At 72.1% G+C, this 11350-nt stretch carries 11 protein-coding genes; 6 read left to right on the top strand and 5 right to left on the bottom strand.

What is annotated here, in order from left to right:
• The 3 genes from DVH02_RS12870 to DVH02_RS12860 form a co-directional block, all read left to right on the top strand.
• Positions 1–1049 (top strand): carbohydrate ABC transporter permease (locus tag DVH02_RS12870; protein ID WP_325051356.1); only part of this gene is annotated, 1049 nt, incomplete at its 5' end.
• Positions 1050–1086: 37 nt separating this feature from the next.
• On the top strand, positions 1087–1878 hold the full coding sequence (locus tag DVH02_RS12865) for a carbohydrate ABC transporter permease (protein ID WP_233518198.1): 792 nt from the start codon (positions 1087–1089) through the stop codon (positions 1876–1878).
• Between the two features lie 109 nt (positions 1879–1987).
• A complete protein-coding gene (locus DVH02_RS12860) occupies positions 1988–3400 on the top strand; it encodes a DUF4832 domain-containing protein (protein WP_114623925.1) in 1413 nt (470 codons plus the stop codon).
• A gap of 43 nt (positions 3401–3443) precedes the next feature.
• Here the strand turns inward: DVH02_RS12860 and DVH02_RS12855 are convergent, their stop codons facing one another.
• Positions 3444–4883, bottom strand: a complete 1440-nt coding sequence (locus DVH02_RS12855; RefSeq protein WP_114623924.1) for an aminotransferase-like domain-containing protein — start codon at positions 4881–4883, stop codon at positions 3444–3446.
• On the opposite strand from DVH02_RS12855, the gene DVH02_RS12850 reads away from it, so the two are divergent.
• Positions 4882–5838 carry a DMT family transporter gene (locus DVH02_RS12850; protein WP_114623923.1) on the top strand — a complete coding sequence of 319 codons (957 nt, stop codon included), beginning with the start codon at positions 4882–4884 and terminating at the stop codon, positions 5836–5838. The genes DVH02_RS12855 and DVH02_RS12850 overlap by 2 nt on opposite strands.
• Before the next feature lie 28 nt (positions 5839–5866).
• Here DVH02_RS12850 and DVH02_RS12845 read toward each other — a convergent pair whose 3' ends face one another.
• The gene (locus DVH02_RS12845; RefSeq protein ID WP_456113491.1) at positions 5867–7141 is read right to left on the bottom strand and encodes a glycoside hydrolase family 10 protein; all 1275 of its coding nucleotides are present in this window, start codon (positions 7139–7141) and stop codon (positions 5867–5869) included.
• Positions 7142–7356: 215 nt separating this feature from the next.
• On the opposite strand from DVH02_RS12845, the gene DVH02_RS12840 reads away from it, so the two are divergent.
• Positions 7357–8223: a 3-hydroxybutyryl-CoA dehydrogenase gene (locus DVH02_RS12840; RefSeq protein WP_114623927.1), complete on the top strand. Its 867-nt coding sequence runs from the start codon at positions 7357–7359 to the stop codon at positions 8221–8223.
• Between the two features lie 23 nt (positions 8224–8246).
• Here DVH02_RS12840 and DVH02_RS12835 read toward each other — a convergent pair whose 3' ends face one another.
• Positions 8247–8582 (bottom strand): hypothetical protein, encoded by a 336-nt coding sequence (locus DVH02_RS12835; RefSeq protein WP_114623922.1) that lies wholly within the window; start codon positions 8580–8582, stop codon positions 8247–8249.
• Between the two features lie 201 nt (positions 8583–8783).
• Here DVH02_RS12835 and DVH02_RS12830 point away from each other — a divergent pair, with 201 nt between their 5' ends.
• Positions 8784–9035 carry a hypothetical protein gene (locus DVH02_RS12830; protein WP_114623921.1) on the top strand — a complete coding sequence of 84 codons (252 nt, stop codon included), beginning with the start codon at positions 8784–8786 and terminating at the stop codon, positions 9033–9035.
• A 29-nt stretch (positions 9036–9064) separates the two neighbouring features.
• Here the strand turns inward: DVH02_RS12830 and DVH02_RS12825 are convergent, their stop codons facing one another.
• The gene (locus DVH02_RS12825; protein WP_114623920.1) at positions 9065–9595 is read right to left on the bottom strand and encodes an NUDIX hydrolase; all 531 of its coding nucleotides are present in this window, start codon (positions 9593–9595) and stop codon (positions 9065–9067) included.
• A 95-nt stretch (positions 9596–9690) separates the two neighbouring features.
• Positions 9691–11031 (bottom strand): transcriptional regulator, encoded by a 1341-nt coding sequence (locus DVH02_RS12820; RefSeq protein WP_114623919.1) that lies wholly within the window; start codon positions 11029–11031, stop codon positions 9691–9693.
• Positions 11032–11350 lie beyond the last annotated feature (319 nt).

The following is an 11350-nucleotide window of genomic DNA, read 5'->3' as shown; positions in this document are numbered from 1 at the left end:
CCCACAGCACCCCCGACGGCCGCGGTGCCCCCGGCCCCGGCCCGACCACCGCACCTGCCACCACACCGACCACCGCACCGGCCGCCACACCGGCCCCGGCCCCGGCCCCGGCGCCGGCGCCCGGCAGAACCCTCCTCGGCCGGCCCCTGCCGCGCCGGGACCGCGTGGCGGAGGCCCTGTGGGGGTACGCGTTCATCGCGCCCGTCGGCCTCGGCCTGGCCGTCTTCTACCTCTGGCCCGTCCTGCAGACCGGCTACTTCTCGTTCACCGAGTGGGGCGCGTTCGGCGGTCACACCTGGACGGGACTCGACAACTACCGTCGGCTCCTGAGCGATCCGCAGGTCGGCACCTCCCTGGTCAACACGGTGTCGTACACGCTGCTGGGGCTGCTGGCCATCCCGCTCGCGATCGTCTTCGCCGCGCTGCTGAACCGGGAGGGGCTGCGCGGCGTGGGCGTCTACCGGACGCTGTTCTTCCTGCCCGTCGTCACCATGCCGGTGGCCGTCGCCATGGTCTGGCGGTGGCTGTACAACGGCGACTACGGGCTGATCAACCACGTACTGTCGCTGGTCGGGATCGACGGCCCCAACTGGATCGCGGACCCGGACACGGCCCTGTACGCACTCGTCCTGGTGGGGATCTGGAGCAGCGTCGGCTACAACCTGATCATCTTCCTGGCGGGGATGCAGGCGATTCCCCGGGAGTACTACGACGCCGCCGCCATCGACGGGGCGGGTCCGGTGCGGCAGTTCTTCCGGATCACCCTCCCGCTGCTCTCCCCTACCGCGTTCTTCGTGTCGGTCATCTCGGTGATCGGCTCGCTGCAACTCTTCGACCTGGTCTACGTGCTGGTCGGCTCGGGGCAGACGGCGCGCACGAATCCGGCCTTCCCCCGGCTCCAGACCGTCGTCCAGCTCTTCTACGACCGGGCCTTCGTGACCAACGACCGCGGCTACGCGGCGGCGATCGTGATGCTGCTGCTGGTCGTGATCATCGCGCTGACCGCCCTCCAGTTCCGGCTCCAGAAGAGGTGGGTGCACTATGGCTGAGTCCCGGCCGCGGGCGCGGACCCGATCCCACATCGGCGTGCACGCCGTTCTGATCCCCGCCTCGCTGGTGATGATCGCGCCGTTCGTCTGGCAGCTCATCACCTCGCTCCAGACGCTCTCCACCGCCACCCGGGTACCGCCGTCGCTGCTTCCGGCGGGCCACTGGGACAACTACGGCAAGGTCTTCGGACTGCTGCCGTTCGGGGAGCAGTTCCTCAACACCGCGCTGATGGCGGCGGGCCGCACGGCCGGGCAGATCCTGCTCTGCCCGCTGGCCGCGTACGCCTTCGCCCGGCTGCGCTTCCCCGGGCGTCAGCCGCTGTTCGGGCTCTTCCTGTGCGTCCTGATGGTGCCGCCGCAGCTGTTCATCATCCCGCAGTACGAGATCATGTCGTCGCTCGGCTGGCTCAACTCCCTCCAGGCGCTGATCGTGCCGGGGATGTTCAGCGCCTTCGGGGTCTTCCTGCTGCGCCAGTTCTTCCTCGGGCTGCCGCCCGAGCTGGAGGAGGCGGCCCGCCTCGACGGTGCGGGACCGTGGCGGATCTACTGGTCGATCATGCTGCCCCTGGCCCGTCCCGGGGTGATCGCGCTCTCCGTTCTCGCACTGCTCTGGTCCTGGAACGATCTTTTCTGGCCACTGGTGGTCAACACCGATCCGGAGAAGATGACACTCTCCGCTGGGCTGGCCACGCTCCAGGGGCAGTTCCAGACCGACTATCCGGTGCTGATGGCGGGCTCCCTGCTGGCCTCGCTGCCGGTGATCGCCGTCTTCGCGCTCCTCCAGCGCCAGTTCATCCAGGGCATCGCGCACACCGGCGTCAAGGGCTGACCCGGGCGGGTCCCCTCCCCGACGCGTTTTCCCGGCCGCCGCCGCGGCCGGGCCCCCCACCGGACCGGATCGCGAGTACCCCGGTCCCGACAGCGAAGGAATCCACTCGATGAAGAGACCGACCCCCGGCCGACCGCTCGTCAAGGCCCTCACCCTGCTGGCCCTGGTGGGCACGCTGCTCGTCGGCGCCTCCCCCGCCTCGGCCCGGCTCGCGGACGCGCGGGACGAGAGCGCGACGAGCGCCGCCTCGGTGACGTACCCGCAGACCACCGAGAACTTCGCCAACCCCGAGCGCGGCCTCTACCGCCACCAGGGCGACTGCGACAAGAGCGACTTCAGCGCCGCCACCCTCCAGGGCTACCGCGTCAACGACTCGGTCACGCTGGTGATGTGCGTCTTCTACCTCGCCGACTTCAAGAACAGCGCGATCAGCCGGACGGCGCTGGACCGGCTCCAGCGCCAGTTCGACACCGTGCGCGCCGCCGGGCTCAAGACCATCGTCCGGTTCGCCTACACCGATTCCACCGACGGCGCCGACGCCACCAAGGACCGGGTCCTGGCCCACCTCGACCAGCTCGCGCCCTATCTGAGCGCCAACAGCGATGTCATCCACCTCGTCCAGGCCGGGTTCGTCGGCGCGTGGGGCGAGGGGTACTACACCAAGAACTTCGGCGACGCGGGCAGTGTGACCACCGCCGACTGGGCCAACCGCAAGGCCGTCGTCGACAAGACCCTCGGGGTGCTGCCCTCGACGCGGATGGTGCAGCTGCGCACGCCCAAGTACAAGCGCACCATGTACGGGACGACCGCGCTGCCCGCCTCGCAGGCGTACAACGGTTCGGCCGCCGCCCGGCTCGGCCACCACAACGACTGCTTCCTCGCCAGCCCCGACGACTACGGGACGTACGAGAACACCGCCGTCGAATACCCCTATCTGGCCGCCGAGACGAACCACCTGCCGATGGGCGGCGAGACCTGCGGCGTCAACACGCCACGGACCAGCTGCCCCACCGCGCTGTCCGAGCTGAAGATGTTCCACTGGTCGTACCTCAACACCGACTACGAGCCCAACGTCATCAACGGCTGGCGCAGCGGCGGCTGTCTGCCCGAGATCACCCGCGGTCTCGGCTACCGCTTCGCCCTCCAGAGCGGTACGTACCCGACCGCCGCGAGCCGGGGAGGCACCCTGCCGGTGAACATCACCGTCAAGAACGACGGATTCGCCGCGCCGTTCAACCCGCGCGGCCTGGAACTGGTGCTGCGCGACACCGCGACCTCGCAGGTGTACCGGCTCGCGCTGAGCGGCGACCCGCGCACCTGGCTCGCGGGCACCACCACGACGATCAACCAGAGCGTGACCCTGCCGAGCACCCTGCCGGCCGGGACCTACGGTCTGCTGCTCAATCTGCCCGACCCCGCGCTGCCGGGGAACCCGCTGTACTCGATCAGGCTCGCCAACACCGGCACCTGGGAGGCGTCCACGGGCTACAACAACCTGCTCCAGACGGTCACGGTGAGCTGACCGCGGAGCCGCGAACCGCTGAGGCCCCCGGCGGCCGGGGGCCTCAGCGGCCGAGCGCCGCCCCGCAGGCCGCGCGCAGCCGCCGTACGCCTTCGGTGATCTGCCCGGTGCCCGCCACCGCCGCGAAGCTCAGCCGCAGATGGGCCGCGGACGGCTCCGCCCCGAAGTACGGGCGGCCCGGCGCGACGGCGACGCCCGCGCGCAGGGCGGCGGAGACGACGGCCTGTTCGTCGGCGCCGTCCGGCAGGCGCAGCCACAGGTGGTAGCCACCGGCCGGGATGTGCGGGAGCGCGAGTTCGGGCAGCGCGCCGCGCAGCGCGGCCGTCATGGTGTTCCTGCGCAGCGTCAGCTCGGCCGACAGAGCGCGCAGATGGCGGCTCCACGCGGTGGATCCCACGAGTTCGAGCGCGGCTTCCTGGAGCGGGCGCGGTACGAAGAAGGTGTCGACGACATGGATGGCGCGCAGCCGCTCCAGCACCGGGCCGCGCGCGACCAGCGCGGCGACGCGCAGGCTCGGAGAGGTCGCCTTGGTGAGCGAGCAGACATGGACGACGACGCCGTGCGGATCGTCGTCGGCCAGCGGGCCGGGCAGCGGGCCCGCGTCCTCGTGGACCAGCCGCCGTACGAAGTCGTCCTCCACGACGAACGCCCCGGCCTCCCGGGCGATCCTGAGCACCTCGGGCCGGCGGGCCGCCGAGAGCACGGCGCCGGTGGGGTTCTGGAAGAGCGGCTGGCAGACGAAGACCTTGGCGCCGGAGGCGCGGAACGCGGCGGCGAGCAGCTCGGGCCGTACCCCCTCGGCGTCCACCGGTACCGGTACGGGGCGCAGCCCGGCGGCGCGGGCGATCGCCAGCAGCCCCGGGTAGGTGGGCGATTCGACGAGGAGGGGCGCGCCGGGCGGCGCGAGCGCCCGCAGCGCGGTGGTCAGCGCGCTCTGGCCGCCCGCCGTGATCAGCACCTCCGCGGCGGTGCGGCTCCCGCCGATCCCCCGGGCGAACCAGTCGCGCAGCTCGGGCAGTCCGTCGACGGGCGGCCGTCCCCAGGTGCCCGGCCGCCGGCCGGCCCGCGCCAGGGCGGCGCCCATCGCCTGCTCGGGCTGGAGCGAGGGGTGCAGATAGCCGCCGTTGAACTCGACGACGCCCGGTGCGGGCTCGGCCAGGGTGATCAGCACCCCGGAGGCGTCGACGGCGCGCGGCACGGGCTCGGCCGAGGCGTCGGCGCTCAGGGTGACCTCCTGCCAGGAGGTGTCGCCGGGCGGGGGCGTCCCTGGCCTGGCGGGGGCGCGGAAGGCTCCGGCGCCGGGTCGGGTGGTCACCAGTCCCTCGGCGGCGAGCCGGGCGAGGGCGCGCGAGACGGTCACCGGAGAGACCCGGTAGCGCTCGACCAATGCCCGGCTCGACGGCAGCTTTCCACCTGGTGAGTAGCGGTCCAACTCGGACCGCAGGGAACTCGCCAGTTCGGACACGCTGCTACGCTCTTGCATGACAGCAGAGAATAGCGCTACTCACTCCGGACCGGTAGCGGTGAAGGGTTCAGGGCATGGCCCCTCCGGCACCGGCTCCCCCGCCGACGGCGTCCGGCCGGACAGCCGCGGCACCCTGCTCGCCGTGCTCGGCGTCCTCTCCTTCTCGCTCACCTTCCCGTCCACGGCGTGGGGGCTGGAGAGCTTCGGCCCCTGGTCCCTCGTCGCCCTGCGGGGCGGGCTCGCCGCACTGCTGGCGGGCGGCTTCCTGCTGGCGCGGCGTGTACCGCCGCCCGAGCGCCGCCACCGGGGCGGGCTCGCCGTGGTCGCCGGGGGCGTCGTGGTGGGCTTCCCGCTGCTGACGACGCTGGCGCTGGAGACCTCCACCACCGCGCACGCGGCCGTCGTGGTCGGGCTGCTGCCGCTCACCACCGCCGCGTTCGGCGCGGTGCGCACGGGGCGGCGGCCCTCCCGGAGCTTCTGGCTCGCGGCGCTCGCCGGCGCGGCCGTGGTGATCGCCTTCGCGGTGCGGCAGAGCGGCGGCGCGCTGTCCGCCGGGGATCTGTACCTCTTCGGCGCGCTGCTCGTCTGCGCCGCGGGCTACACGGAGGGCGGCAGGCTGGCCCGGGAGATGCCCGGCTGGCAGGTGGTCGGCTGGGCGCTGGTCGGCTGCCTGCCGCTGTCGGTGGCGGGCGCGGCGGTGGCGCTGTCCTTCGAACCGGTGCGCCTGTCGGCCCACGGGGTGATCGGGCTGGTCTGGGTGGCGGCAGGTTCGACGTTCTTCGGGCTGTACGTCTGGTACCGGGGCATGGCGTCGATCGGTATCGCCAGGGCCAGTCAGCTCCAGCTCGCCCAGCCGGTGCTGACGCTGGTCTGGTCGGTGCTGCTGCTGGGCGAACACCTGACGCCCGCCGCGCCGCTGGCCGCCGTGGCGGTGCTGGTCTGCATCGTGGCCACCCAGCGCTCCCGCGCGTAGGAACCCCACCCACGCGCGGGGGCCCGCCTCACAAGGCCCTGCGCAGCGGCCGGGCGCGCTTCCGGTAGTGGTCCGCCACCACCCGCCCCATCGCCCCGATCGGGTCGGCCCCGACCTCCTTCGCGGAGAAGTAGCAGTGCCCGCGCACCCCCGCGTACTCCTTGGCGAGGGTGAGATGGCGCGACAGCTCCGCCGGGTCCTGCCAGGCGGCGGGCTGGGCCGGGTCGCCGGCCTTGTAGAGGGCCTCGCCGATGTACAGGTCGACGCCCGTGCCCCGCACCACCCCGTCCCACCAGCGCAGCAGCTTGGCGTAGTCGCAGGCCGCGTAGCCGATGTTCCAGTACAGCTGCGGCACGAGGTAGTCGATCCAGCCCTTCCTGACCCAGCCGCGGGTGTCGGCGTACAGGTCGTCGTAGGTCTGGACGCCGCCCCTGGTGTCCGAACCGGCCGGGTCGGTGGTGGCGTTGCGCCATACGCCGAAGGGGCTGATGCCGAACCGGACGGCCGGCTTGATCTTCTTGATCCGCTCCGCCGTCTCCTCGACCAGCCGGTCCGTGTTGTCCCGCCGCCAGGCCGCCCGGCCGGGGAAGCCCGCGCCGTGGCTCCGGTAGGCCGCGTCGTCGTCGAAGCTCTCGCCCGCGACCGGGTACGGGTAGAAGTAGTCGTCCCAGTGGACGGCGTCGATGTCGTAGCGCCCGACCGCGTCGAGCATCGCGTCCTGGACGAACGCCCTGACCTCGGGCAGTCCCGGGTTGTAGTAGAGCTTCCCGCCGTACGGGACGACCCACCCCGGGTGGACCCTGGCCGGGTGGGTCGCGATCAGCCGCGTGGGGTCGGTGTGGTTGGCGACGCGGTACGGGTTGAACCAGGCGTGCAACTCCAGGCCGCGCGCGTGCGCCTCGCGTACCGCCGTGCCCAGCGGGTCCCAGCCGGGGTCCTTGCCCTGGGTGCCGGTGAGGCACTGCGCCCAGGGCTCGTACGGTGAGGGCCACAGGGCGTCGGCGGTCGGCCTGACCTGGAGGACCACGGCGTTCAGGCCGCGTGCGACGGCGGTGTCCAGGTGCCTGATCAGCTCGGTGCGCTGCGCGGAGGCCGTCAGCCCGGCCCTGGACGGCCAGTCCCGGTTGGCGACGGTGGCGATCCACATGCCGCGCAGTGCGGGGCGCGGCGCGGCGGGGCGCCCGGCCCCTGACCGTGCCTGCCCGACCGCGACCGCCGCGACCGCCGCGTCTCCCGCCGTCAGCAGGGTGGCGGCCATGCCCACCCCCGCGGCCACGAACCCCCTCCTGCCGATCGGTCCCACCCGCTGGTTCCCGCCTCGCTCCATGCGCCGTCCCTCGCCCGTTCCGTGCGGACCGCCCCTGGCTGCGGCGCTCCGCCCTGTCGTCTGGTCATGCCCGCCCCGGCCCACCGTCCACACCCCCCGGCGGAGTAACGTCCTGTCCCGGGCGGGCGCCGGAATCACCCGGGGGACCTGCCGGGACACGGACCAGCGAAAGGCACGATGTGACCGACACCCTGACCGATATCGTCCGCGTCGGAGTGGTGGGCTGCGGCCAGATGGGCGCAGGCATCGCGGAGGTCGCCGCCCGCAGCGGCCTGGAGGTCATGGTCGCCGAGACCACCGGCGAGGCACTGGAGATCGGCCGGACCCGGCTGCACAACTCGCTCTCCAAGGCCGCCGAGCGCGGCAAGATCACCGAGGAGGAGCGCGACGCGACACTCGACCGGCTCAGCTTCACCACCGACCTCGGGGAGTTCGCCGACCGTGACCTCGTCATCGAGGCCGTCGTGGAGAACGAGCAGGTCAAGACGGAGATCTTCCAGGTCCTCGACCAGGTGGTGACCCGGCAGGACGCGATCCTCGCCTCCAACACCTCCTCGATCCCGCTGGTCAAGCTCGCCGTGGCGACCTCCCGCCCCGACCAGGTGATCGGCATCCACTTCTTCAATCCGGCCCCCGTCCAGAAGCTCGTCGAGCTGATCCCCGCGCTGACGACCTCCGAGGACACGGTGCTGCGCGCCGAGGCCGTGGTCCAGGGCGTGCTCGGCAAGCACGCCATCCGTGCCCAGGACCGTTCGGGCTTCGTGGTCAACGCGCTGCTCATCCCGTATCTGCTGGCCGCGGTCCGGATGTACGAGTCGGGCATCGCGAGCCGTGAGGACATCGACAACGGGATGGAGCTGGGCTGCGCCCACCCGATGGGCCCGCTCAAGCTCGCGGACCTGATCGGACTGGACACCGTGGCCTCGGTCGCCGACTCGATGTACGCGGAGTACAAGGAGCCGCTGTACGCCGCTTCCCCGCTGCTCCAGCGGATGGTCGACGCGGGCCGCCTCGGCCGCAAGACGGGCGCGGGCTTCTACGCGTATCCCGCGGCCTGATCCGTCCGTACGGTGAGTGCCCCTCAGCGCCGCCCGCGCGGGCGCCGGGGGCGCTCGGGCGGGGTGTACAGGCCCTGGGCGATCAGGCGTTGCTGCCGCACGCGTTCCAGGAAGGCCGAGACGCCGAAGGTCGCCCCGATGACCGCGCCGATCGCCACGCCGACGAGGGCCTCGGCGGGGCCGTCGGACGGCAGGACCGTCACGAGCGAGGCGAGGGTGAGCGGGGCGGCGGCGACGAGTCCCACCGCCGACGGGTGACGTGCGACGAAGAGCTGGAACCGGGTCGGAGGTGTATGCCCGCCGAGGAAGCGGTCCGTCTTCGCGAGGCTCTCGTTCACCCTGCGTCTGGTCAGCGACATGGGGTGAGGATATCGGTACGGAAGGGCCCGTACCCACCCCGATATTACTCCTGGTAACCGCGATTCGCACGGCGTGTGCGAAGGGTGCTCGCATATGCCATCCACACACCCTCCTGCCCTGTACCCAGCGGTAGTTGACTCGGCCGCACGGCCGGTGAACCACCGGCATCCTGGGACACTTCCCCGAACAGGAGCGGATCCGTGAACACCGACCCCGCCCATCCCGCGGTCGCCGACGCAGAGTTACGCAGAAGTCTCGACGTCGGTCAGGCGAGGACCGACGGCAGAATGGCGTTGCTGGCGCAGCGCATCGACCAGACCGACAAGGACGTGACCGATCTGGCCGTGCGCGTGGCGGCGCTGGAACACGCCAGGTGGCCGCTGCCCGCCGTGGCGTCACTGTGCACGATCGGCGCGCTGGCGACGACGGTCTGGCAGGCCGTCGGTCACTGAGACGGTCCCGCCGCTACCACCTCGGCCGGTTACCCGAGCCGCAGGTGATGGAGCATCAGCAGCCCGGCCGTCATGTTGGCGGCCGGGATCTCGCCCCGGGCGATCATGTCCGGGATGAGTTTGAGCGGCACCCACTCCCGGCGCGAGGACTCGAAGTCGTCCTCGGGATGGCCCATGTACGTGGCCTCGTCGGCCCAGTAGAGATGGTGCCGGGCGTCGCTCAGGCCGTTGGACGGCTCGACGGTGAGCAGATGCCGGAGCGGGCCCGGACGCCACCCGGTCTCCTCCTCCATCTCCCGCGCCGCCGCGGTCTCGATGTCCTCGCCGTCCTCGACGACCCCCGCGGCCAGCTCCCACCCCCAGCTGTCGGTGATGAAGCGGTGCCGCCAGAGCATCAGCACCTCGTTGGCCGAGTTGACCACGGTCGCCACGGCGACCGGGCGGAGCCGGATGAGGAAGTGGTCCAGATGCCGGCCGTCGGGGAGTTCGACGTCCGCCAAGTTCACCTGGAACCAGCGGTTTTCATAGACTGTTTGTTCACTTAGTTTCGTCCACTGCACGTTTCTGCCACCTTCCGACAAGTTGATGGCAATATCGCAGCAGCAGTACGAGCGTGCGGGAACGCGCGGGGGCTCACCGAGGGGCTCACGGAGACTTACAGCGGAACCCGCAGCGCCCCCTCGATCAGCTCCGCCGTCTCCTCGGCGACGGCGGAACCGCTGGCCACCAGCTGCTCCCGTACGGCGCGCAGCCGGTCGCGCAGCCGCTGGGACTCCATCCCCATGGCCCGCTCCGCCATCTCCGCGGCCGTTCTGGCCGCCCGGTCCGGCTCGCCCTGCCGCAGCTCGATATGGCTGAGCATCGCCAACCGGTGCACTCTGCCCCGGTCGTGCGCCGGGGTGTCCACGGCCGCCGTGGCGTGCACCCGCGCCGCCGCCAGATCACCGAGACTGAGGAGTGCCTCCGCCACCTGTACGTTGACCAACCCCGGCTGTACGTAGCCGGTCTCGTCCGGCTCGCCGGCCGGCCGGATGCGCTCCGCCTCCGACTCGGCCCGCCGGATGCAGCCCAGCGCGCCGCCGCCGTCGCCGAGATGGGCGTACGACTTGGCCTGCATCGCGTACAGATCGGCGGCGAGCGCCGGGGTGATCTGCCGGCCCGCCGTGCGCAGCGCCGCCTCGGCGAAGGCGACGGCCTGACGGTACTCGCCCAGATACAGCGACTGGTTGACCAGCAGCGCGATGACGTAGGCACCCAGCCCCCGGTCACCACTGGCCTTGGCCAGCCGCAGCGCCTGGTGGAAGTAGCGCTGCGCGAGTCCGTGCGCGTCCGAGTCGTAGGCGCAGATTCCGGCCACCGCCACCAGTCCCCCGGTGGCGCGGTGCAGTTGACGGCCCAGTTCGTCGGTGTAGCCGCCGCGCAGCAGCGGCGCCGCCTCCGCGTTGAGGAAGCGGACGATCCTGGCCCGGGTCGCCACCCCGCCCGCCCTGCGGTACATCAACTCGTAGTGCGCCCTGGCCGATCGCAGCAGTTCGATGTCGGTCGGGCCGACCCGGTTGGCTCCGCTGCGCGAGACGTCGGAGTCCTCTGGCGGGTTCTCCCACTCCCAGACGGGCATGACGGCGGGCGTCCCGGTGACCGTGGGGGCGCCCACTATGTGCGGCCGTTGCTGTTCGTCGCTGCGCCACAGGGCGGTGGCCCGCTCCACGAAGCCGGAGAGCGGTGTGCCGTGCGGAACGGGCGCGTCCCCCGCCACGCCGAGCCCGATGTCGTCGAGGGTGACCGGGCGGCGCAGCCGGTCGCTGAGCACCGCGCAGATCAGGTCGGGCACCTGGCCGCGTGGCCGCTGGCCCTTCAGCCACCGGGAGACGGCGGTGTGTTCGTACCGCAGGGCGAGTCCCTTGGCACGTCCCGCCTGGTTGACCCGGGCGGCGAGACCGGCATGGGAGATGCCCGCCTCGTCGAGCAGGGAATCGAGCAGAGAATTGGGCTGCATGTGCCCCTCCGGTGGCTCGGCCGAACCAGAGTAGTGGAACGGAAAACGCACGGGGTGTGAACGTAATGCCCGCTTCCGCGGCGTGTGCACCCTGCCGCGGGCCTCCTGAGGACGATTGACTGAATCGCCTCCCCAAAGAGGCGGACGGGCCGTCGACTCCCCCCTCGTACAGTGCGACGGCCCGCACCCCGCACCGTCCGCCCCGCCGGAACCTGCCCGACGCTCCGCCGGTGGGGCGGGCGGGACCACGTGCCCGGTTCTCCTCCCCCGCCGTCACCGGCCCCGCCCCTCGGGGCAGGGCCGGTGACGGCGGGGGAGG

The organism is Streptomyces corynorhini (genome assembly GCF_003346515.1).
Taxonomy (GTDB): Bacteria; Actinomycetota; Actinomycetes; order Streptomycetales; family Streptomycetaceae; genus Streptomyces; species Streptomyces corynorhini.
The sequence above is the reverse complement of the archived record's forward strand: the minus strand, read 5'-3'. Positions and strand labels throughout refer to the sequence as shown.